Origin of the sequence: Paracoccus laeviglucosivorans (assembly GCF_900182695.1) — a bacterium.
Lineage (GTDB): Bacteria > Pseudomonadota > Alphaproteobacteria > Rhodobacterales > Rhodobacteraceae > Paracoccus > Paracoccus laeviglucosivorans.
On the sequence record NZ_FXTK01000021.1, the window covers coordinates 40,319 to 62,863 of the forward strand.

The window sequence follows — 22,545 nt, forward strand, 5'->3', positions numbered from 1 at the left end:
GAGTGTTCAGTCATCCGTCGCACTGGTGCCATACTGCCTTGCTCCGTTGACGATGGTGAAATGGCATGTCAGCAATTATTCATGCGCCGTATGCATTAATGAGAGGTTGTCATTCCGTGAGTGATCATTTCGGCATCGAGAATGTTCATTCGTTCATCACACTTGCCGAAGAGCTCAGCTTTCGTCGCGCCGCCGAGCGGCTGCATCTGGATCAATCGGCCCTAAGTCGGCGGATCCAGAAACTGGAAGCGACATTGGGGTTCCGCTTGCTGGAACGCACAACTCGGGAGGTGCGTCTGACCCAAGCTGGTCGCAGCTTTTATGACGACAATGCGGGGCTGCTTCGGGGCTACGAAACATCGATCCACCTGGCGCGGCGGATCGCCGATGGGAAACTCGGAGCGCTCAACGTGGGGTACATGGCCTTTGCCGCAACCGAGTTGATGCCTGCGGCAGTGGCGCGTTTTCGACATGCCCATCCTGAGGTCGATCTGACAATCCGCTATATCCGGACCCAAGGCCAAAAGATCGCACTGGCGAATGACGAGATCGACCTGGGCTACATGATAGGCCCTTTCGATCATTCCGATTACCACACCCTGACCCTGTCGGTGGAGCCGCTCTATGTCGTGACGCCCCGCAATCACGCCTTGTTGCGTCTTGCGACGGTGACGCCTGCCGATCTGTCGGGGCAAGACGTCATCCTTGGCGACACGCACGAATGGGATGAATATCGCTGGCGCCTGAACAACTTGTTCAGCGCCGAAGGAATATCCCTGAACATCACGCTGGAGGCATCGAATACATTGGCTTTGCTGGGGCTGGTTGCGGCGGGACTGGGGGTGACTATCTATCCCGAAAGCCTGATCGGCTTCTTGGGACGCAGTGTCGAGGCACGCCCCATCATGCACCCGCAATTCCGTATCAGCACCGTGCTGGCCTGGAAAAGGTCGAACAGGTCGCGTCAGGTCCGTGAATTCGTGGATGTGGCCAAGCTATCCGGCATACGTTAGCATTTTGACGCTTCGTCCACAAAGACGAGGAGATCAGGAATGCGGAAACGCAAGAACCATGACGCGGGCAACAAGGCGCGCGTCGCGCTGGAGGCTCTGAAAGGCGAGTGCACTGTGTCGGAACTAGTGACCGGATACGGAGTGCATCCGACAACTCGGGTAACAACCACCCTGACCCGGCCCATTGCTGCCAGTCGGCCTCGACCAATGCTGCTTTGCCGCATTCCCGGAAGCTGCCGCTCGACACGCGGCGCAGCATTTAGAGCTGCAGAGCGTCTGCGGTTGGGACGAAGCGGACTCTTAATCAGCCGGACAGGAAAGCGCGCAAAAGTGGTGACAGCTCCGCCGGAGCCTCCATAGGGATCATATGCCCCACTTCAATGATCTTCATTTGAGCGTCGGGAATGGCGGACTGCATCTCGGCCGCCTCTTCTAAGGATCGTAGTCGATCCTTACCCCCCGCCACGATCAAGGTGGGACAATCGATGGTCGGAAGCTTGTCAAGATCGCCGTCGCGCCGGAACACGGCTTGATTACGGAATGTCTGCCCACCGAGGCGCACGCTCATTGCATGTATCCGTTCGACAAGGGCGTTGTCTTCTTCGCGTTCGGGCGAAAGAGAGCGACGAATGGATTGGCGGCTAAGACCACGAAACGCCGAAGGGTCCGCGTCAGCGATTGCGACTTTCCTTCGGGCCTGAAGATCGCTGTCGCCCCGCGCGGAGGTGGCGAGCAGCACCAGCTTTGACACTCTCTGAGGCGCTATGCGCTGAATCTCGCGGGCGACATAGCCTCCCATGGAAAAGCCCACAACCGCGAATGTGTTGGGAGCCACCGCAAGCGTTTTTTCCGCCATGTCCTCGATGGACAAGGCCCCCATTGGGTCAGCGTGAATGATTGGGCCAAACGTGGCGAGGTCATGGATCACATCTGACCAAAGGTCGGCGTCGAGCATGAACCCTGGCACAAGGATGATTCCCATCTGTAGTTCTCCGCGGGCTTCAATCGCGAACGCAGCTTATGAAATACCTGACGGAGTTCAACCTTTCGACCCGCAGCGTAGAGCTCGACGCGACGATGCTGCTCGCCCGCGCGGGCGCCGGCTCCGACGTGCCGTAGGCGATGGGACGAAGCTGCCACTCAAACATGTTTTTTATTCATCACTATGGTGCGCTACAGCGGCGAATGTTGATGAAAAGCTAGCTTCCATCCCTCATCGCGCCGGATATAGGCTGACCCGATCAGCGCCGAATAGGGTTGGCCATCGGCTCGGTTCACGTCGGCACGGTAACTGATAATTGCCACGTCTGGCGAAGGCTGAAGAACACTGCGGTCCGTCATGCGCAGGTCTTTCCATCTATTCTCTGACGTTGCGGTTCTTGCGACGTCCTCACGCGTCTGGACACCGTGCATTTCACCGGCCTGAGGAAATGCAAGGACGCAATGTGCATCGAGATGCGCTGAAAAATGCTCCTTTCCAGACAGCCAGAACCCCTGTTCAATCGTGAAAAGCTCTTGTTTAAGTCCCATGACATCCCCCTTCTCAACACCAATCGCCGAGCATTGAGGATTGTTCCAACGGCGGCAAAGGGCTCGACGCAGCGCAGCATCCCCAGGGGGTAGGGTAAGGATGCCTGGGGTCGGCTCGCCTTCCCTCCCGACCCTAAGCCGACGGTCGAACCTTTCCGAATGCTGCGCCGCAGCATTTCTCGAAGCTGCCATTCGACTAAGAGTGCCGCATTTTCATCGCTTGAGCTTCTCGCGCAGGCGAGACTGCCAGTGATCGCGGCGGCCACCTCGGCTGATCCAGGACGCAAGCACTCATTTGCGGCTTCCTTGGTCACGATCTAATTTTCGTGTCCACGAAACCGACAGCAGGTCAGACGGGACAGACCGCAGTTCTGAATTTAGTTCGCCATACCGGCCAAAAAGAGGTCATTTCCTATCCGCCAATAGCACATCCGTGCTAGCAGATGCTCAAAACGACATGCGTTAAGCTGACCGCTATGTCACGAGCGCTTTTTCGCAGTCAGGTCAGGGAAAAACGGCAATCTGAATGGGTGGGCCGTCCGATGGTGGCGAACGGTGTCCCGGCCGGGGCGACTGCGCTGTTCGCGGCCGTATTCGTGGTGGCGACCGCCTGTTTTATCGCTTTTGGCGAATATACCCGGCGGGTGAAAGTGTCAGGTGTGATCCTGCCTGCAGGTGGCCTGACACGGCTGGTGGCAAGCCAAGCGGGCTGGATCAGCGAACTTGCCGTTAGCGAAGGTGACCGCGTGCGCAAGGGGCAGACACTCTATGCCTTGGATATCGACACCGCGACGGCGCGGGGCAATACACAGGACGCTGTGACGGAAATTCTCGACCGCAAGCGGGGCGAATTGCAGCAGGCTTTGGCGTCGCAGCAGGAATTCGACGTCGCAGCACTAGAGCGCCTGCATCAGCAGATGAGAAACCTTGACGACGAACTTCCCCAGCTTGAGGCGCAAATTGCAGCCGCCGCCGAGTTTTCAGAACAGTTACAGTACTTTACGGATCGACAACGCCGCAATCTGGAACGTGGCATGGGCCTTGCGGCTGACTATGAGGCTCGGTTGCAATCGCAGCAGTCACAACGCGCTATCCTTGCCGGGCTGCGTCGCGAGAAAGTGCAGTTGACGGGCCAGCGCGAAGTGCTGGGTCGCGAAATCGCAGGCTTTATGCCCGAGGCGCGTGCCCGGATCGCGGTGCTGGATGGTCAGCTTCTGGATGTCGAACAACAGCTTTCTCAGGTTGAGGCCTTGCGTGGCCTGCGCATTATCGCGCCACGGGACGGCATCGTGACGGGCATCATCAGCAAAGCGGGGCAGACCGTCGCCGAGGGTACGCCTTTGCTGACCATCGTTCCCAACGATCAGCCGCTTGTCGTGCAGCTTGTGGCGCCGGGCGGTTCGGTCGGATTTCTGCGCGAAGGTGCGGATGTTCTGTTGCGATATCCAGCCTTTCCCTATCAGAAATTCGGGCAGTATCCCGGCCAAATCAGCGTCATATCACGGGCCAATCTGTTGACGGACGAGGCAGCGGATTTAGTTTCCGCCACCGATGCGGACAAGGGGCCAAGCCTGTTTCGCGTGACGGTCGTGCCCGACAACCCCTATGTTCTGGCCTATGGTAAAGCCGAGCCATTGCAGGCTGGAATGCAGGTCGAAGCCCATTTGTTGCTGGAAAGCAGACCTTTATGGCAATGGATTCTTGAGCCCCTGTTCGGGCTGCGGGGGTCATTCGCCCGAACCGGGTCCGGTGACAAGACATGAGCCGTGCCCTGCTTGACCGACTGTCGTCGCGTCTGACCAGCAAAACCCCTGTCATCCTGCAATCCGAGGCCGCGGAATGCGGCGTTGCCTGTATGGCGATGCTAGCCGGATATCATGGCCGCAGGCTGGACATGCTGGCAATAAGACGCAGGATTTCTTTGTCTATGCATGGCTCGAACCTAAAGGATCTTGTCCAGCTTGGCACCGGACTAGGCCTTGCGACACGGGCATTGCGGCTGGAGATGAGCGATCTTCACCGCCTGCGACTGCCCTGCATCCTGCACTGGGATCAAAAGCATTTCGTGGTCCTGACGCGGCTGACGGGTCGGCATGCCTATATCAATGATCCGGCCGTCGGTCAGCGGCGGCTTAGCTTCGATCAGGTATCCGATTCCTTCACCGGCGTCGCCCTCGAGGCGTGGCCAACGGGCGAGTTCCAACGCGGTGATGAACGCGTGCGGATCCGGCTGGGCGAATTGGTCATGCGCACGTCGGGGATAGGGCGGGCAGCAGTTCATGTCCTAGCCATCTCGGTTTTGGTCGAAATGGTGACCATCGCACTGCCCATCGGTTTTCAGTTGGTGCTAGACGAGGTAATCGTGGCGGCCGACCACGATTTGCTGACGCTGATCGCCATGGCCTTGGCCCTATTGCTGATCCTGCAGGTCGCAGCGACGTTGGCCCGCACCTGGATCGCCATGATGGTCGGCTCCAGCCTGATCCTGCAATGGCGCGTTGCGCTGTTCGACCGTCTCCTGCGTCTGCCTTTGGGGTTTTTCGAAAAGCGGCATGTGGGAGATATAGTGTCGCGGTTTTCGTCCGTGGACAGCATGCAAGAGGTGCTGACCACGCGGGCCATCCAGTCGCTGCTTGACGGTGTCATGACTTTTGTTCTGGTGCTGATGATGCTGCTTTACAGCGGCTGGCTGGCACTGGCCGCCTTGATCAGCATGGCACTTTACACGCTGTTTCGCTTGATTTCGTATCGCGCGTTCAGGCGCGGCGCCGAAGAAATGATCGTTCATTCCGCGCAGGAAGGAACCCATTTCATGGAGACCGTCCGTGGGATTGCCAGCGTCAAAGTGTTGGGCCTTGAGCCCCGCCGCCGCAGCATTTGGGTCAATCATCTGGTCGAGCGGATCAATGCCGGCCTGCGCATCCAGCGCATGGAAACCTGGCACCACGCGGCCAGCACGGCTTTGTTCGGTCTGGACCGGGTGCTGATCATCTGGCTGGGCGTCCGCGCGGTGATCGATGGTTCCTTATCGGTCGGCATGTTTGTGGCGTTTCTGGCATATAAGGATCAGTTCGCGACACGCATCGTCGCTCTGATCGACACGCTGGTGCAATTCCGAATGTTGTCCCTGCACGGAGAGCGCATCTCCGACATTGCCTTGGCTGACACCGAAGAGGGGGATGACAAGCAATCGCTTGCCACACCGGCAATAATGGATCGCGGGGCATCGGCATTGGAGGTCCGGGGACTGGCCTATCGCTATGCCGACAATGAACCGATGCTGCTGCGGGATCTGAACCTGAAGGTCGCGCCGGGTGAGTGTATTGGCGTGGCCGGTCCCTCGGGCGTGGGCAAGACGACCTTCCTGAAACTGCTGTCCGGCCTTGCCAGTCCGCTCGAGGGGCAAATCCTGATTGATGACATTCCCGTATCCAGCATTGGTCTGGCATCCTATCGCAGCCGCATCGGCTGTGTATTGCAGGACGACCGTCTGTTCGCGGGATCGATCCGCGACAATATTTCGGCATTTGACGGCACGACACCCGAAGAATGGCTGCATGAATGCGCGCGCATGGCGGCGATCCACGACGACATCATGGCACTGCCAATGGGCTATGAAACGATGGTGGGCGATATGGGCAGCTCTTTGTCGGGGGGACAGCGGCAAAGGGTCGTTCTGGCGCGTGCCCTGTGCCGTCGTCCGGCGGTGCTGTTTCTGGATGAGGCGACCAGCCATCTGGACAGCATGAACGAACAGGCAATCAATGCGGCCGTTCGTCGTCTGCCAATGACACGCATCGTTGTCGCGCATCGCGAAACGACGCTTGCAATGGCAGATCGCGTGGTGCGGCTGGATGGGTCAGGCGGGATTGTTGCGGTGCCACCGGGCCTGCGCACGCCGTTGCAAAGCACCCATGCGCAGGCCTCCGCCGACAGAGTGTAAATTAGTGCATTTGTGCTAATGGCCAAGAATCCATGGGGCTGACAGCATTAAGCCGTTCGGAAAACAGCACGGAGGAATGCCGTTTTCTGGCCGTCCATCGCGGGGCGGTTCCCGCGCTTTTCAGCAAGAGGAGAAGACAATGAGCCTTCGCAAAATCATCGCAGACCGCGTGTCGCATCAGGGCACTGACACCGATGCGCCATCGGCCGATCTGCAATTTCTAAGCGACGACGAACTTGGTTTGGTGTCTGGCGGACAGGTCTGTTTCGGTCGGGCCGAATTCCTGCGCGGCAATGGTCACAACAAGACCACGACCACGGGGCAATGCGAATAGCAAGCTGACGCGCTCGGCCGCTGAGACGGGATCGAAAGGACATCGTCATGCACAACAAAGAAGCGAAATCCCTTGATCTGATCATCAAGGTGGCCGAGCGCTGTAATATCGCCTGCACTTATTGCTATTTCTTCTTTGGAGGCGACGACAGCCACAAGCATCACCCGCCCTATCTCACCGCAGATGCCGCATCCGAGATCGAGGCGTTTCTGGAACGTGTCACTGCGGATGGCGCAGTCGAAAATCTGATGATCTATTTTCACGGTGGCGAACCGATGATGGCACCCAAGCCCATCATTGGCCGGATCGCGCGCGCAGCGTCGCAGCTGGCGGAAACTGGGAAGGTCGCAGAAGTCGGCCTGTCGATGCAAACGAACGGCATGCTGGTCAATGAGGCCTGGATTCGCTTTTGCACTGAACATGGCATTGGTGTGGGCGTCAGTCTGGACGGCGACAAAGCAGCCAATGACCTGCATCGGATCGACAAAAATCGGCGTGGCACCTATGACCGCGCGGTTCAGGGGTTTCGCCGATTGTCGGGCGGAAATGACAATGGCGTCGATCTGAAGCCCGGCCTGTTAAGCGTGATTGACCCCCAAGGCGACGGCGCAGCGCGGCTTGACCATTTCGTCGATCAGATCGGGGCAGAGCGGATGAACTTTCTTTCCCCCGATGGCGGCCACGACAAAGATATTGGCCAAGCCCAAATCGCCGGAATCGAAAATTTTATGCTGGGCGTATTTCGCGCTTGGGTGCGTCGCGCTGACGGCAACCTGCGCGTGCGCTTTATCAAGGATGTTCTGGACACACTGCTCAGCGACGAGGGGGCGCGAACCTGCACCGCATCGGCGCAGCGCATGTCCCGGATATTGACGGTGTCCTCTGACGGGATGCTGAGTGCCGAAGATACGGCCCGCACGCTGGATGCCCGCTTTCGCGATATTGGACATGTCCGCGATTTTGACCATGTCGCTCAGATATTCAGCACGCCCGCATTGGCTGAAATGCAGCATGCGGCCCTAACCGCGCCTGAGGCCTGCCAAAGCTGTCCTTGGTGGGGGGCTTGTCGCGGCGGTACATTCACCAACCGTTACTCTGCACGCGATGGTTTCGACAATCCCAGCGTCTACTGTGACGCCTTGAAGGGCTTTTTCGAAGAGGTGACGGCGTGGTTGGTACGCGGCGGTATCCCAATCGAAGATATTGAACGTCGGCTGATCCTGTCCGGCTCGTTCCCGGGTGCTGTGCATGGTCCCGATTACACCGACCACAAAAAAGTGCACCTGCGTGCGAGCGCCTGACAAAAAATGCGGCGCGGGCGGGAATTCGTGTCAGTATGACGGTCCAAAGGCAATCCAAGGGGGCTGTCATGGGCTTTGGCGTCAGCTTTACGCGGATCCGCCGAGCGATATCGGGAACGCGGCAACCCGACAGCAACTACGATGCCGAGGCAGGCCAGTCGTTGGTTCGCGTCGTCCTGACACTGGTGGCGGCACTTTACGCCTTGGCAGGCAGCCTGTCCGGCTTGATCGAGGACTGGGCGGACCGAGCATTCCAGATATACTCCCCGATCTATATGCTGATCACTTGCCTGTTGTTTGCGGCAGTCCGGCTTTGGCCCGGTGTGAACCATCCACGTCGGATCTTTGCACTGCTGCTAGATTTCTCCAGCCTGACATTGCTGATGGCTTTGGGGGGCGCGTTTATGGCTCCTGTTGCATCGCTCTTGCTGTGGATCACAGTCGGCTTTGGCATGCGCTACGGCGTGCGCTATCTTGCAGGGGCAACGGTCGCGGCCCTCGTCAGCCTGGCTGTTCTGGGGATTGTCAGCCCGTTCTGGGCGGGGCAGCCATATGTACTGGCAACCATGGTGCTGACCTCGTTGATCGTCCCGTTCTATGCCAGCCTGCTGCTCGCCGACACACACGAGGCGTATTGCGCGGCTGATACGGCAAACCTTGCAAAATCCCGCTTTCTTGCGCAGGCCAGCCACGATCTGCGCCAGCCGATCCATGCCATCGGACTGCTCACCAATTGTCTGCGCGATGCCGGCTTGCATCCAACGGAACGCGAAATGGTCGATAATATCGAGCACTCGCTGCACACAGTTCGGCGCATGTTCAGATCGTTGCTGGATTCGGCAACATTGGACAGCGGCAAAGTTGTTCCTCGCCCGCAGGCCGTCGCCTTGGGTCCGCTGATCTGTGATGTCGTGACTCAAAATAAAGAGCCCGCCCGGCGCGCCGGGATCCAGTTGCGATTTGTGGAAACCGGCCTGATCGTTCGTGCCGATCCGGGCCTGTTGGCGGTCATGTTGCAGAACCTTGTGTCGAACGCTGTCAAATATGCCCCAAAAGCCAAGGTTCTGGTGGGGTGCCGCCGCCGCGGCAAGACAATCAGCATTGTCGTCATCGACAACGGTATTGGCATCGCGGCCGAACATCAGCCGCATCTGTTCGACGAATTCTATCGTGTTCAGCACCTTGGCCGGAATGTCGAAGGCATGGGCCTTGGGTTGGCGATTGTGCATCGCATGGCCCGGCTGATTGGGATTGGCGTCGAGTTAAGATCGTCGCTGGGTCGGGGGACATGCGTGACACTGACAGGGGTTCCGGTGACCGACTTGCCAGCACCTCCTACGACGATCAGCACTGCTTCGCAAAGTTTGCTGCACGGCATGCAGGTGTTGCTGATCGAAGACGACCCCGCTGTTCTGCTGTCGACAAAAATGCTGATCGAGCGTTGGGGCTGTGAGGTTCTAGCCTATGCCGAGATGCCCTCTCCGGTCCCTCAATGCGACATGGTGATCGCCGATTTCGATCTGGACGGCCCCATGAACGGCGGCGGGGCGATCGCAGCCGTTCGCCTGGCCTTAGGTGCCGCTGTTTCCGCCATCATCATCACCGCCCATGACGAATCCCGTGTCCGGGAAAAACTGGATGATGCGCAGCTGCCGATCCTGCCCAAGCCCATGCGCCCGGCCGAGTTGCGGGCGCTGATGCTGTCGCAGAAAATGCAATCCTGTCCTAAAGGCCGCGCTGGCCCGCGTATGCCGCAGCAGCAGCCCGCGTTGGTACGTCAAGGAGGCGCAAAATAGCCGAGACGTGAATGCGCACGGTAAATGGAGAAATACACAGTTCGCGCGCGATTTGCTTGTTTGACGCCCCCTGCGCAATAAGGCAAAGCACCTCTCGCTGTCGATTGCTGAGTGCGGCCAGCGGATCAAGCGCGCTCGTCGTCATCGGCCCGCCTTTGCTAGGCTTGACGACGACTTCGCCATCCCGGATCGCGCGGATCGCTTCGGCCACGTCGTCGGGCATGACAGCCTTACCGATGAATCCATCCGCGCCAGCCTGCATGATACGCGACAGCGTCTGGTCATCATCGACCATAGATATGACGATGATCGTCGCACGCGGATAGTTTTGCCGCAGTTCCGCAATACCTGTTTCAGGATCGAAGCCCGGAAAGAGCAGGTCCATAAAGAAAGTCGACGGTGGGGGTGTCGTTTCGGCGTGGCGCCGAACTTCTGCAAAATTCGCAGCTTCCAGCAACTCCGCATGTGGAACCAGCTTTGCAACGATTCGCAGAAGACCTGACCGAAATACGGGATGATCATCGGCCAGAATGATGCGCTCGATCACTCGTGATCGCCGTCTTGGATGAGGCAGCGTCTCGAAGAACGAGTTAGCAATGGGAAACTCCTTGATCCAATTCAAAAAAATTCGCTGGTTCTTGTCTCAGAACAGCTTGCGCGCGTTCAGGTGTCAACTATTCCTTCGCCAAGATGGGGCATGTGGCTTGCTTTTGCCTGCGAAAAGCGGCCCATAGCAACCGGTCAAACCTTGGCGATGCTGCACGGCGGCATTCTCCGAAGCAGCCATTTGGCACTTGACGCAGCATTTCGAGATGAAGAGCGTCTGCGGTCCGGGACAAACCGGCCGCTCGCCCGCTGCGGTTAAGGGGCCAATCCTACGTCACGAAAAGCTCCAAACCAGACATTTCTGCTTTGGCTGCGGAGCCCACAATCAACACTCAAGTTAGGCCGGCCCATTGCGGCCATTCGGTCGCGACGGATGCTGCCGCGCGGCATCCGTGGAAGCGGCCGCTCAGACACCGCGCGCGAAAGCCTTGAGGAGGTTACGGCGCTGCTGAGATTGCTGCCATTCACGGTGGTGGGAAATCGGAAAATGATGTGGATGTTTGAGCCCCATGTGGCCATCGGCAAGACTTCAGGCGCGAACTCATTGCGGGATTTTGGTGCGGATATCCGATTATCCCAGATGCCAATGTGCCGGCGCACCTTCAGTTCCGCCGGGGTCTTCGAGACTAAGGGACACCTGCAACCAGGTGCCCCCTGATTATCTCAAAGAATAAAGCTGTTGGCATTGAGCGTTAGGCTGTCGTCCAGCAAGATCGCCAGATCCGCGATGCGATCGCCATTCACATCGGCTACGATAAGGGTGCCACCCGCGACACTTCGATACGCCAGCTCACCAGCATTTCCGGTAAAGCCGCCAGTGCCGATAAAGCTGAACGCCTGATTTCCAGCAACATTGGTGCGCGCGTCCAATGCACTCAGGTCGATACGGTCGCCTTGGGCAAAGCTGAAATCCGTGATCACGTCGCGCCCGGCCACGGCCGTGGTCGAATCCGCAAGTGTTTGGAACACGAACACATCCGCGCCCGCTGAGCCAGTCATGCGATCTGCGCCCTGTCCGCCGATGATGCGGTCAGCGCCTGCACCGCCGATCAGGATGTCATTGCCCAAACCGCCATGCAGCGTATCGTTGCCTGCGCCACCCTGGACATTGTCGTTGCCCAATCCGGCAAAGAACAGGTTATTGCCTGCATTGCCGATAATCTGGTTGGCCATAACATTCCCCGTGCCATTGATATGCGCCATGCCAGTCAGGGTCAGATTTTCGACATTCGCCCCCAAAGTGAAACTGACCGAGGATTGCACGCGATCGACGCCCGCATTCAGGCCCTCGACCACACGGTCGCCAATAATGTCCACGATATAGGTGTCGTTACCGGCGCCGCCCTGCATGGTGTCAGCTCCCAGCCCGCCATTCAGGATGTTGTTTCCGGCATTGCCCAATATCTGGTTGGCCAATGCATTCCCTGTGCCATTCAGGTGCGCCGCGCCAGTCAGGACCAGGTTTTCGACATGTGCGCCCAATGTATAGTTGATCGCGGACAGAACACGGTCGGTTCCTGCATTCCATCCCTCGCTCACAACGTCGCCAATATTGTCGACGACGTAGGTATCGTTCCCAGAACCACCCCTCATGGTGTCGGTACCAACTCCGCCGTTTAGGACATTGTTTCCGGCATTGCCGACAAGCAGATTCGCCAGGACATTGCCGCTGCCGTTGATGTGACCCGATCCAGTCAGGGTCAGGTTTTCGACGTTGGCCTCGATCGCGCGGCTAAATGCGCTATGAACCGTATCGATGCCACCATCGGCGGCCTCGATTACCAGATCGCCCGGCGTGACATGGTAGACATCATTGCCTGAGCCACCGGTCAAAGTATCGACCCCACTTGTGCCGTAAAGCACGTCGCGACCTGCGCCGCCGGTGATACGGTTGTCATCGGTGATGCGGATCTCGACGACCTGTATGGTGCCGCCGTCCGGAAAGGTCATGTTGCCGCTAAGTTCGATCACCAGATAGGCGGTTTCTGTCGTCTCCATCACCCCATCGCGGATCGCCGAGATGGAGAAGCTCTGCTGTCGCGTCGTCGGAAAGGTCGAGGCCACGCTGAGATAGCCGTTGCCCGAGGTGGCCCCGATATCCCCCACACCTGCGGTGCCTCCCGAGGTGGTGGTATAATAGCTGTAGTTGACCCAGTGGTTGGTCATGCCGACAAAGTTCAACGCCAGATTGGCCGTCTGACCTTCTCGCAGGGTGATTGTTTCGGGAAATGCCGCGACATAGGTCGTTGGCGTGGGGGCTTGTGCGCCGATCAGTTCGAACGAGGTATCGAAGCCCAGTTCGCGCAACTGGTCATTGGTATAGATCCGCCGATTGCCATATTCGTCGGTGATCCAGACCTGTCTGATATCGACGGTCCCTGAATAGTTTGCAGCGGTGATTTCCCGAAATGCACTGCCGTTCACTTCGCCGGGTGAAAAGGTCACATTATTGAAGCTGTAGCTGCCGGCGCTGCCATAACGAACCGCGATATCTCGGTCGAATATGATCGCGATATCGCTGACTTGGTTGACATCGCTGCCAGCGGCCCAAAATTCAGCCATGACATTACCATTGCGCAGATCTACTCGGTCAGGCAGGTTAAGCGAAGTCAGTTCCGGCGCGGTTCTGTCAGGATCGGTGCTCTGGATGGTGATCGAGGTATCAACCCCAAGCCCGCGCAGGGTCGGCCCCGAGACCGTTGTGCGATTCCCCAGATTGTCGGTGATTTCGACATGGGTGATGTTGAGCGTGCCGCCGATATTATGCGGCAGGACCTGCGCTGCGTAACTGTGGCTGCCATCAGCCCAATCCGCGCCCCAACCATGAATGATCTGGAACGCGTAGGCCCCGGTTTCGGTGGCCAGCGGACGGTCGAAATAGACGGTGACCTGCTGGACGCCGTCGGGGTCGCTGACGCTGGCAGCAAAGATCGCCTGGACCTGCCCGGCCCGAAGATCAAGCACCGAAGGCGCATCGACAGAAAGCAGGCGGGACGGGCCGGTATCGGGCATGATAGCTCCAAATAAATGGCTACTTTAAAACGGGAAAAAAACGCAGATCGTCATTCTCGACGTAGCCGCGGCATACTTCGCCGAGCAAGTTGTCCTTTCGGTTAGATGACTAGAGGTGCGCGTGTTCCTTGGGCGGCCAGCATGACGCGATTGTCCACTTCTCGCCGGGACATTTCGTTGACATTCTGAGCGACAAACGCACATGGCTGCTACGATAAGGCTCCGGATTCGGCCAAAAGATGCTTTGGGCCAATCCAACGCTGCAAACACTGAAAACTGCTCGGGCGCGAGAGTCATCTATGGGCTCCGGGCAAGATGCTGCGGCCCAGCAACCGAGGGACGGACTCATTCAGATCACGACCAAGCCGAGCGTCGCCGGCCCTTAGCTGCCGGTCGGCACGCGCCGATGCTGCCTGGCCGCATTCTGCAAAAGCAGACATTCGAGACGTACCGCAGCAAGGCGCGCCCGAGCCATGTTCGAAATGCGGTTAAATCCGACCAACCGCGGCGCAGCATCCACACATCGCGATGATAGGAAAGCGTGCGTTCAAACACAGCCCTCCAGATCACATGGGCGGCGAGTAGAACTGGCTAGCACTTGCTCTTGTCAGGTCTCGTCTGACACCGTCATCAGCAAACGGACGAGAGCCGTGTTGATGTAATAGTTGCTCTTCCCGGCGCGGTGTTTTTCGACAAACCCGTTCTCGGAGAGCGTGTCGAGATATCGGGCGGCAGTCTGACGCGTGATGCCGAGTTCGCTCTGGACGTAGTCGATCCGTGTGTAGGGGTGCCGGAATAGATTGTTGAGCAAATCCTGGCTGTAGATCTTGGGTAGCTCCGACCGGAGCCGATGCTTCGCGTCTCGCATTTGCATCCCAATGCCCTCGACCAGCTCTGCGGTAATGATAGCCGTGTCGGCCACTGCATCCAGCATGAAGATTACCCAGTCCTCCCACGCGTCATCGTCGCGGACGGCTTGCAGCAGTCGATAATAGTCGCCCTTGTGCCGGGTGATATGGCGCGAGAGGTAGAGGATAGGGATGTCCAGCAAGCCGGTGCGCGTCAGGTAAAGCACATTCAGGATACGACCGATACGCCCATTCCCGTCCGCAAACGGGTGAATGCTTTCGAACTGATGGTGGATCAGCGCCATCTTGATCAGCGGGTCAAGGTCGGACAACGCGTCATCGTTCACGAACCGCTCGAGTTCGGTCATCAGGCGGATGATCTCGTTGGCATCCTGCGGTGGCACGAAGACGGTTTCCCCGCTCCGCTCGTTCTTCAGCGCAGTTCCGGGCGTTACGCGAAAGGCATCGTCGCGGTCTTTCAGAAGGCGAAACATGTCGATGAGGGTCGAGTTCGGGACAAGCCCACCTGTCTCAATCAGCCTCCGGTGCCCAAGCCTCAGCGCATCGCGATAACGTGCGACCTCCTTGGCGGCCGGGGACTGTGGATCATCGGGGAACATGTCTGCCTGAAACAGCTCATCCTGTGTCGTAACGATGTTCTCGACTTCGGAGGAGGCCTTTGCCTCCTGCAATGCCAAGGTGTCGATCAGGATACCTTGGTTTGGTATCGTTCTGGCCTGACCTTTCAGATTCGCCAGCGCCCGCGAAGCGCGGTTGAGGCTTTTCAGGACCGGCACGGTCTCCAGATCGACCGGTGGAGGCAGCCCCGGGAGAATGTATGTCGGCTTTAACATGAGATTATCAACTTGTTCGAAAAATCTTGTTTTCTTAACATGACATGTGGCTCATGTTCGCTCAAGTGGCATTCCGCGAACATGAGCTTGATCTAAGCGAGAGAGGATGACGAGGTGCACGCCGTCCCGGGTATCCGCGATGAGCTGGGCGTGCGGCCGTCGCATCCGGCGGCCGCTGGACACCTTACAGGTCAACTCCTTCAGAGAGCGCCAACGCGTCATCCAGGTCGACGCCGAGATAACGAACGGTGCTATCCATCTTGGTATGGCCTAATAAAAGCTGAACAGCCCTCAGGTTTCCTGTCTTCTTGTAGAGCTGAGCGACTTTCGTCCGCCGCATCGAATGGGTGCCATAACCGCTGGGTTCGAGGCCGATCGACAGAACCCATTCACGAAGGATGCGGGCGTACTGGCGCGTCGAGAGGTGCTGACTGGCATGAAGGCGGCTCGGCCATAGATACTCACTGCCGATCATCTCGGGGTCCGCAATCCAGCGCTCCAGCGACTGTCGTGTGGTCTCGGTGATCTCGAAGCGGACTGGCTTCCCGGTTTTGCTCTCGTCACCGACGCACGATCCTTTGCTCTGCCGGCGACAAAGACCTCTCGAACCATCAGGCAAACAAGATCACACCCCCTCAGCTTGCTATCAATGGCCATATTGAACAGTGCGAGATCACGCTTGTTGCCGGACATCTCGAGACGAACCCGGATCGACCAAACATGCTTAGGCAACAGCGGGCGTTTCTGCCCTATGATGCGGCCCTTGTTCCACGCAGGGTGATCAGGTCGGACGATAGGAAGGAAGTCTGTGGACATGACAGTATCCTCTGCCACCGTCCCGCCCCAGCTCCGGATTGTCCGACATCGCTAGCATATCACGGGGGCCTGAGTCGCATCGAACGGATTGCGGGGTCTCAGAAGCGGTATACTGCGGCACAGCAATCGGTAGGTCCGGAGGGCTTCGCGGATATTGGCGCTGCTCCGGCGAGCCGCCCCCGGACATAGTCGACCCAAGTGCTTCGGGACGGCTTGCCGAGCGGCGCGATCAGGCGCCGACAGCAAAGTCGTCGCAGACGGACATCAGCAGCGCAACTACGGCATCGCGCGATGGATCGCGCACGTCGCGTGGCCAGACGACATGCAGCGGCAGGCGCAGGCTTGGCGCATTCTGAGGGGTCTCCAGCTGAACAATGCGCACGCCACGCGGCACCAGACCGGACCACCAGCGCGGTACAATGGCAGCCCCGATGCCTGCGGCGACCATGTTCATCATGGTCTGCTTTTCGTCGGCATTCTGCACGATCCTCGGCTCAAGCCCCGCGCGCTCGAACAGCGAAAACACCAGATCGTGGCTATGCGGGCGCGAACGGCGATCGGGCACGATCAGCGGCACATCCCGCAGGTCTTGAATGGTCAATTCGCCCCTTTCGGCCAGCGCATGGCCTTCGGGCAGGACCACGACCGAGGTTTCGCTTAACAGGAAATGGCCTGTCAAACGGCGGTGAAACGGTTTCAACCCCGGACGCACCAGCGCCAAATCCAGACTGCCTGCCAGCAGGCGCGGGATCAGCTTGATGGACCGATCCTCGACCAGTTGGATCTTCAGGTCGGGCAGGGCGGCGTGAACGGCTTGCAACAGCCCCGGCACCATGCCGCTGGCCGCCGTATCAATGGCACCAAGCCGCAATACCTGCCCAGCCCGGCGACCCAGCTTGCGCCAGCGATGTTCGGCGGCGTCCAGATCAGTCAGCAGGGACCGGGCCTCCTTGATCAGCTTGCGGCCTTCCGGCGTGACAGTGACGGCGCGGGTCGTGCGCTGAAATATCTCGATACCGAGCCCGTCTTCCAACTGGCGCACGGTTCGTCCCAAGGCGGCGGGCAGCATCTCCAGCCGCATGGCGGCACGTCCGAAATGCATCTCGTCGGCGACGGCGACGATGCAGCGGAGCTGTCTGATTTCCATGCGACCCAGTCCAGTTTGTATCGTTTCAGTATATAATCTTTGAACGATTGAGAAAAGGCCGTTCCAACCGCTAGGTTCGTTCGAAGGCGCTGAGGAGAGCGCATTCAATCCGGGAGGACAATATGAGCGATGCGCTCGAAAAGCGCGTCATGAGGAAAATCTCATGGCGCATCATTCCCTTCATCATGCTGCTTTACTTCATCGCGTTTCTTGACCGCGTGAACGTGGGCTTTGCAGCGATCCACATGAACGAAGATGTGGGTCTGTCGCCGTCGATCTTCGGTTTCGGGGCTGGCCTGTTCTTTATCGGCTATTTCCTGTTCGAGGTGCCCTCGAATCTTGCGCTGGAAAAGTTCGGCGCGCGTATCTGGATCGCCCGGGTCATGCTGACCTGGGGCCTGATTTCAGGCGCCATGGCCTTCGTGCAGGGGCCGACGAGCTTCTACATCCTGCGTTTCCTGCTGGGTGCGGCCGAGGCTGGGTTCTTTCCCGGCATCATCCTGTATCTTTCCTATTGGTTCCCGGCCAAAAGCCGTGCCCAGGTGACGGCATTGTTCATGGCCGCAGCCCCGATCTCGGTCGCGCTGGGTTCGCCGATCTCTGGTGCATTGCTGGAAATGGACGGGCTTGGCGGCTGGCATGGCTGGCAATGGATGTTCGTGCTCGAGGCCGTGCCTGCGCTGATCCTTGGCGTCGTCGTGCTGTTCTACATGACCGACCGTCCGGAAAAAGCCAAATGGCTGGATGCCGAGGAACGTGCATGGCTGTCAAACACCATGAACGCCGAACGCGCTGCCAAGGAAAAAGCCGGGGCCAGCCATTCGATCCTGAAAGGGATGCTGGATCCCCGCGTGCTGGCGCTGTCGCTGGTCTATTTCGGAACTTCTGCCGGGCTTTACACGCTGGGCATCTGGGCGCCGCAAATGCTGAATGCGCTTGGCCTGACCTCATTCCAGACCGGTCTTGTCAACGCCATCCCGCCGATCTTTGCTGTGATCGCCATGTATACCTGGTCGCGCCATTCGGATCGCACCGGTGAACGCACCTGGCACGTTGCGCTGGCTTGCACGGCCGCCGGGATCGGGCTGTTCTTTGCAGGCTTTGCCGCATCGCTGGTTGCTGTCGTGATCGCCCTTGTGGTCGTGAATGCCGGTGTCAGCGCCGCCAAACCGCCGCTGTGGTCGATGCCCACGATCTTCCTGTCGGGATCTGCTGCGGCGACGGGTATCGCCACGATCAACTCGCTGGGCAATCTGGGCGGCTTTGTCGGCCCCTATGCCATCGGCCTGATCAAGGAACGCACAGGCAGCTTTGAATGGGGCCTGTATTTCGTCGCGGCACTGCTGATCCTGTCGGCGGTCGTCACCCTGATCATCGCGGGAACCGCACGCAAGGACGTGTCCACCCCCACCCAAAACGCCAGTCTGAAAGGCTAAGCCATGACCATTGCACAGAAAGCGTCCGACATGTCCGCTGAAACCCGCACCTATCGCATCGCCGCAATCCCCGCAGACGGGATCGGACCCGAGGTCATCGCCGCAGGTCTGCAGGCGCTGGAGGCCCTGGCCAAGCGCGACGGCAAGTTCAGCTTTGACGTGACCCATTTCGACTGGGGCTCGGACCGCTACAAAAAGACCGGCGCTCTGATGCCCGAGGACGGCCCCGAGCAGCTGAAGGCCTTTGACGCCATCTTCTTCGGTGCGGTGGGTGCGCCGGACGTGCCGGACCACATCACGCTGTGGGGTCTGCGCCTGCCGATCTGTCAGGGCTTTGACCAATATGCCAACGTCCGCCCGACCAAGATCCTGCCGGGCATCCAATCGCCGCTGGAAGGCGTCGGTCCGGGCGATCTGGATTGGGTGATCGTGCGCGAAAACTCGGAGGGGGAATATTCCGGCCATGGCGGTCGCGCCCATCGCGGTCTGCCCGAGGAAGTCGGCACCGAGGTCGCGATCTTTACCCGCGTCGGCGTGACCCGCATCATGCGCTATGCCTTCAAGCTGGCCCAGTCGCGTCCGCGCAAATTCCTGACCGTCGTGACGAAATCCAACGCACAGCGCCACGGCATGGTGATGTGGGACGAAATCGCCGCCGAGGTGTCCAAAGAGTTCCCCGATGTCACTTGGGACAAGATGCTGGTCGATGCGATGACCGTGCGCATGGTCAAAAACCCGCAAAGTTTGGATACAATCGTCGCGACCAACCTGCATGCCGACATCTTGTCGGATCTGGCGGGCGCGCTGGCGGGAAGCCTTGGCGTGGCCCCCACCGGCAATATCGACCCCGAGCGGCGCTTTCCGTCGATGTTCGAACCGATCCACGGCTCGGCTTTTGACATCACCGGCAAGGGCATCGCAAATCCGGTCGCGACCTTCTGGACCGCCGCGCAGATGCTGGAACATCTGGGCGAAGGCGATGCCGCGAAGCGCCTGATGACGGCGGTGGAACAGGTCTGCGCCGATGGCGTGATGACCCCGGATGTGGGCGGCACGGCCAACACCCAGCAGGTCACCGATGCCGTCTGCGAAGCCATTCGCGGCGCGAATATCTAAGGCGCGGATGATGACGCGCGATCCCAAGGACCTGCTGCTGCGACTATTCCGCGCGGCAGTGGACAGCGCCAACCCGGCAAAGACGATCGCGCAGCACTTGCCCGATCCTCCCCTCGGGCGGGTGGTTGTGGTGGGGGCGGGCAAATCCGCCGCCGCCATGGCCGCTGCGGTCGAGGCCGCGTGGCCAAACGTCGATCTGTCGGGTGTCGTCGTGACCCGCTACGGCCATGCCGTCCCCACCCGGCAGATCGAGGTCTTGCAGGCCGCCCATCCGGTGCCGGATGCCAACGGCGCGATTGCAGCGCAGCGCATCCTGCAGGCGGTCAGTGGGCTTGGTCCGGATGATCTGGTGCTGGCACTGATCTCGGGCGGAGGGTCGGCGTTGATGACCGCACCGGCGCCCAGTCTGACGCTGGACGAAAAGATGCAGGTGAACCGGCTGCTGCTGGCCTCGGGCGCGCCGATTTCGGTGATGAACCGGGTCCGGCGCAGGCTTTCCGCGATCAAGGGCGGGCGTCTTGCACTGGCCGCCGCCCCTGCGCGGGTGGTGACGCTGGCGATTTCGGACGTGCCGGGGGACGATCCCTTGGCGATTGCGTCCGGTCCAACCGTTTGGGATCCGGATGCGGCGATGGACATGTCGGCCATTGCCGCGCAACTGGGCGATGACCTGCCGCCATCCGCGCGGCGCTTGCTGCTGGAAACACCCGCGCCGTTGCCCCGGTTCGATGCGAACTACCGCATGATCTCGACTCCCTTGCTGGCCCTCCGCGCTGCCGCCGATCTGGCCCGCGCCGAAGGGATCACGCCTCTGATCCTTGGCGATGCGATCGAGGGCGAGGCCGCCGCCGCCGGTCAGGTCATGGCAGGCATCGCCCAAAGCGCCGCATTGCACGGCCTGCCTGTCAAAGGGCCAGCCGTCTTGCTGTCAGGCGGCGAAACCACCGTGACCATTGGCGCGGTGAAGCCGGGGCGCGGCGGACGTAACACCGAATTTCTGCTGTCCATGGCTTCAGCGCTGAATGGTGCAAACATCCACGCGCTGGCCTGCGACACGGACGGCATCGACGGCAGCGAAGACGCCGCAGGTGCCATCGTCACCCCCGACACTCTGCTGCGCGCCCGCGCGGCGGGTCTGGACCCCGCCGCGATGCTGGCGAGGCATGACAGCTATAGCCTGTTTTCCCGGATCGGTGATCTGGTGACGACCGGCCCGACCCTGACCAATGTCAACGACTTCCGAGCGGTCTATATCCCATGAACCAACATGCAATTGCTGCGCTGCGTCCCCGCCGCGCCAAGATCCTTGCGACCGTTGGCCCTGCCAGCCGCAGTCCCGAAATGCTGCGCCGTCTGTTTCTGGCCGGGGTCGATACCTTTCGGCTGAACTTCAGCCATGGCAGCCATGACGATCACCGTGCAGCCTTTGACGCGATCCGCGCGCTTGAGGCCGAGTTCGACCAGCCCATCGGTATTCTGCAGGACCTGCAAGGCCCCAAGATCCGCATCGGCCAACTGGCTGGCGGGCCGATCCCGCTGACCGCCGGCGATATGCTGACGCTGACCCTTGATGGCGCGGATGGGACGATCCCGTTGCCCCATCCCGAGATTTTCGACGCCGTGCAACCCGGCCATCAATTACTGATCGATGATGGCCGCATCCGGCTGGAGGCGGTGGCGCACGACGCAGGCAGCATCACGGCCCGCGTCGTTGCGGGGGGACGTCTGCAGGATCGCAAAGGCGTCAACCTGCCCGACACCGTGGTTGATCTGCCCGCACTGACCGCCAAGGACCGCGACGATCTGGAATTCGGGATGTCGCTGGGCGTCGATTGGGTCGCCCTGTCCTTCGTCCAGCGTCCCGAGGATCTGGAGCTGGCCAAGGCTTTGATCCAAGGCCGTGCGGGGCTGATCGCCAAGATCGAGAAGCCCTCGGCCCTGCTGACGCTGCCGCAGATCGTGGCCGGGTCGGATGGCATCATGATCGCGCGCGGCGATCTGGGCGTGGAAATCCCGCCCGAAGAAGTTCCGGGCCGCCAAAAGGAAATTATCCGCCTGTGTCGCCAAATGGACCGCCCGGTGATCGTAGCAACGCAGATGCTGGAATCCATGACCGGCACACCCACACCTACGCGGGCCGAGGCATCTGACGTCGCGACCGCGATCTATGACGGCGCGGATGCGGTGATGCTGTCTGCCGAAACCGCCTCTGGTCAATATCCTGCAGAAGCAGTCGACATGATGGACCGCATCATCCGCCGGACCGAGGCGCATCCGTTCTATGCCGCCTCGCTGAAAGCGACTGCACCCGACGCCCATGATCCTCACCAGGCGATTGCCGAGGCGGCGGTCGAATTGGCCGGGGCAATCGCGGCCCCGGCACTGGTCGCCTTTTCATCGACCGGGGCATCGGGCCTACGCATTGCGTCCCATCGCGCGCCCCGCCCGACCGTGCTGTTGACTGCCGATCTCGCAGTGGCGCGTCGCATGGCGCTGGTCTGGGGCATTCGCCCGTTGCTGGACGCGGATGTTACCGACCATGACAGCGTGCCGATCATGGCCGAGGCGGCGATTGCGCAGCTGGGCATCGGCCAATCGGGGCAAAGCATCGTCGTGGTCTGTGGCTTTCCGTTCGGCGTGGCTGGCACGACGAACAGCCTCCGCGTGACGCCGCTGGGTCAGACTGAAAGGGAAACCGCATGACCGCCATCATCGACATTTTCGCACGCGAGATTCTGGACAGCCGCGGCAACCCGACCGTCGAGGTCGATGTCACGCTGGAAGACGGCACCA

17 protein-coding genes and 1 pseudogene are annotated in these 22,545 nt (G+C 59.9%); 11 read left to right on the top strand and 7 right to left on the bottom strand.

The window, feature by feature from the left end; all coding sequences use genetic code 11:
• Positions 1 to 65 precede the first annotated feature (65 nt).
• Positions 66 to 1,013, top strand: a complete 948-nt coding sequence (locus FN835_RS17315) for a LysR family transcriptional regulator (RefSeq protein ID WP_425467481.1) — start codon at positions 66 to 68, stop codon at positions 1,011 to 1,013.
• 304 nt (positions 1,014 to 1,317) lie between these two features.
• Here FN835_RS17315 and FN835_RS17325 read toward each other — a convergent pair whose 3' ends face one another.
• Both FN835_RS17325 and FN835_RS17330 read right to left on the bottom strand, forming a co-directional pair.
• Positions 1,318 to 1,995 carry an alpha/beta fold hydrolase gene (locus FN835_RS17325; RefSeq protein WP_142664493.1) on the bottom strand — a complete coding sequence of 226 codons (678 nt, stop codon included), beginning with the start codon at positions 1,993 to 1,995 and terminating at the stop codon, positions 1,318 to 1,320.
• A 191-nt stretch (positions 1,996 to 2,186) separates the two neighbouring features.
• A complete protein-coding gene (locus tag FN835_RS17330; protein WP_142664494.1) occupies positions 2,187 to 2,543 on the bottom strand; it encodes a hypothetical protein in 357 nt (118 codons plus the stop codon).
• 476 nt (positions 2,544 to 3,019) lie between these two features.
• Between FN835_RS17330 and FN835_RS17335 the strand changes: the two genes are divergently transcribed.
• The 5 genes from FN835_RS17335 to FN835_RS17355 all read left to right on the top strand — a co-directional run bounded on the left by FN835_RS17335 (position 3,020) and on the right by FN835_RS17355 (position 9,917).
• The gene (locus FN835_RS17335) at positions 3,020 to 4,306 is read left to right on the top strand and encodes an HlyD family secretion protein (RefSeq protein WP_185958735.1); all 1,287 of its coding nucleotides are present in this window, start codon (positions 3,020 to 3,022) and stop codon (positions 4,304 to 4,306) included.
• Positions 4,303 to 6,486 (top strand): peptidase domain-containing ABC transporter, encoded by a 2,184-nt coding sequence (locus FN835_RS17340; protein WP_142664496.1) that lies wholly within the window; start codon positions 4,303 to 4,305, stop codon positions 6,484 to 6,486. Before FN835_RS17335 ends, FN835_RS17340 begins: the two co-directional genes overlap by 4 nt.
• Positions 6,487 to 6,625: 139 nt before the next feature.
• On the top strand, positions 6,626 to 6,820 hold the full coding sequence (locus tag FN835_RS17345) for a hypothetical protein (protein WP_142664497.1): 195 nt from the start codon (positions 6,626 to 6,628) through the stop codon (positions 6,818 to 6,820).
• 47 nt (positions 6,821 to 6,867) lie between these two features.
• Entirely contained in the window at positions 6,868 to 8,121 is a 1,254-nt protein-coding gene (locus FN835_RS17350) for a radical SAM protein (RefSeq protein WP_142664498.1), read from the top strand.
• A 68-nt stretch (positions 8,122 to 8,189) separates the two neighbouring features.
• Entirely contained in the window at positions 8,190 to 9,917 is a 1,728-nt protein-coding gene (locus tag FN835_RS17355) for a hybrid sensor histidine kinase/response regulator (protein WP_142664499.1), read from the top strand.
• Here FN835_RS17355 and FN835_RS17360 read toward each other — a convergent pair.
• From FN835_RS17360 to FN835_RS17380, 5 genes and pseudogenes are all read right to left on the bottom strand, one after another.
• Entirely contained in the window at positions 9,847 to 10,464 is a 618-nt protein-coding gene (locus FN835_RS17360; protein ID WP_142664500.1) for a LuxR C-terminal-related transcriptional regulator, read from the bottom strand. The genes FN835_RS17355 and FN835_RS17360 overlap by 71 nt on opposite strands.
• Positions 10,465 to 11,186: 722 nt before the next feature.
• Positions 11,187 to 13,535 carry a calcium-binding protein gene (locus FN835_RS17365; protein WP_142664501.1) on the bottom strand — a complete coding sequence of 783 codons (2,349 nt, stop codon included), beginning with the start codon at positions 13,533 to 13,535 and terminating at the stop codon, positions 11,187 to 11,189.
• A 607-nt stretch (positions 13,536 to 14,142) separates the two neighbouring features.
• Positions 14,143 to 15,237, bottom strand: coding sequence for a Fic family protein (locus tag FN835_RS17370; protein WP_142664502.1), 1,095 nt, complete (start codon positions 15,235 to 15,237; stop codon positions 14,143 to 14,145).
• A gap of 184 nt (positions 15,238 to 15,421) precedes the next feature.
• Positions 15,422 to 16,053 (bottom strand): annotated as a pseudogene (locus tag FN835_RS17375) (tyrosine-type recombinase/integrase).
• A 229-nt stretch (positions 16,054 to 16,282) separates the two neighbouring features.
• A complete protein-coding gene (locus FN835_RS17380) occupies positions 16,283 to 17,200 on the bottom strand; it encodes a LysR family transcriptional regulator (RefSeq protein ID WP_142664503.1) in 918 nt (305 codons plus the stop codon).
• A 122-nt stretch (positions 17,201 to 17,322) separates the two neighbouring features.
• Here FN835_RS17380 and FN835_RS17385 point away from each other — a divergent pair, with 122 nt between their 5' ends.
• The 5 genes from FN835_RS17385 to FN835_RS17405 form a co-directional block, all read left to right on the top strand.
• Complete coding sequence (locus FN835_RS17385; RefSeq protein WP_142664504.1) at positions 17,323 to 18,636, top strand: MFS transporter; 1,314 nt, start codon at positions 17,323 to 17,325, stop codon at positions 18,634 to 18,636.
• A 3-nt stretch (positions 18,637 to 18,639) separates the two neighbouring features.
• Positions 18,640 to 19,752: a tartrate dehydrogenase gene (locus FN835_RS17390; RefSeq protein ID WP_246098790.1), complete on the top strand. Its 1,113-nt coding sequence runs from the start codon at positions 18,640 to 18,642 to the stop codon at positions 19,750 to 19,752.
• A 10-nt stretch (positions 19,753 to 19,762) separates the two neighbouring features.
• A complete protein-coding gene (locus FN835_RS17395) occupies positions 19,763 to 21,013 on the top strand; it encodes a glycerate kinase type-2 family protein (RefSeq protein WP_142664505.1) in 1,251 nt (416 codons plus the stop codon).
• A complete protein-coding gene (pyk, locus tag FN835_RS17400) occupies positions 21,010 to 22,455 on the top strand; it encodes a pyruvate kinase (protein ID WP_142664506.1) in 1,446 nt (481 codons plus the stop codon). The genes FN835_RS17395 and pyk overlap by 4 nt, the downstream gene beginning before the upstream one ends.
• Positions 22,452 to 22,545 (top strand): hypothetical protein (locus tag FN835_RS17405; protein WP_142664507.1); only part of this gene is annotated, 94 nt, incomplete at its 3' end. The genes pyk and FN835_RS17405, both read left to right, overlap by 4 nt.

Coding starts and splice junctions, on each gene's coding strand:
- FN835_RS17315 (WP_425467481.1), top strand. CDS start 66: ATGTCAGCAATTATTCATGCGCCGTATGCATTAATGAGAGGTTGTCAT.
- FN835_RS17325 (WP_142664493.1), bottom strand. CDS start 1,995: ATGGGAATCATCCTTGTGCCAGGGTTCATGCTCGACGCCGACCTTTGG.
- FN835_RS17330 (WP_142664494.1), bottom strand. CDS start 2,543: ATGGGACTTAAACAAGAGCTTTTCACGATTGAACAGGGGTTCTGGCTG.
- FN835_RS17335 (WP_185958735.1), top strand. CDS start 3,020: ATGTCACGAGCGCTTTTTCGCAGTCAGGTCAGGGAAAAACGGCAATCT.
- FN835_RS17340 (WP_142664496.1), top strand. CDS start 4,303: ATGAGCCGTGCCCTGCTTGACCGACTGTCGTCGCGTCTGACCAGCAAA.
- FN835_RS17345 (WP_142664497.1), top strand. CDS start 6,626: ATGAGCCTTCGCAAAATCATCGCAGACCGCGTGTCGCATCAGGGCACT.
- FN835_RS17350 (WP_142664498.1), top strand. CDS start 6,868: ATGCACAACAAAGAAGCGAAATCCCTTGATCTGATCATCAAGGTGGCC.
- FN835_RS17355 (WP_142664499.1), top strand. CDS start 8,190: ATGGGCTTTGGCGTCAGCTTTACGCGGATCCGCCGAGCGATATCGGGA.
- FN835_RS17365 (WP_142664501.1), bottom strand. CDS start 13,535: ATGCCCGATACCGGCCCGTCCCGCCTGCTTTCTGTCGATGCGCCTTCG.
- FN835_RS17370 (WP_142664502.1), bottom strand. CDS start 15,237: ATGTTAAAGCCGACATACATTCTCCCGGGGCTGCCTCCACCGGTCGAT.
- FN835_RS17380 (WP_142664503.1), bottom strand. CDS start 17,200: ATGGAAATCAGACAGCTCCGCTGCATCGTCGCCGTCGCCGACGAGATG.
- FN835_RS17385 (WP_142664504.1), top strand. CDS start 17,323: ATGAGCGATGCGCTCGAAAAGCGCGTCATGAGGAAAATCTCATGGCGC.
- FN835_RS17390 (WP_246098790.1), top strand. CDS start 18,640: ATGACCATTGCACAGAAAGCGTCCGACATGTCCGCTGAAACCCGCACC.
- FN835_RS17395 (WP_142664505.1), top strand. CDS start 19,763: ATGACGCGCGATCCCAAGGACCTGCTGCTGCGACTATTCCGCGCGGCA.
- pyk (WP_142664506.1), top strand. CDS start 21,010: ATGAACCAACATGCAATTGCTGCGCTGCGTCCCCGCCGCGCCAAGATC.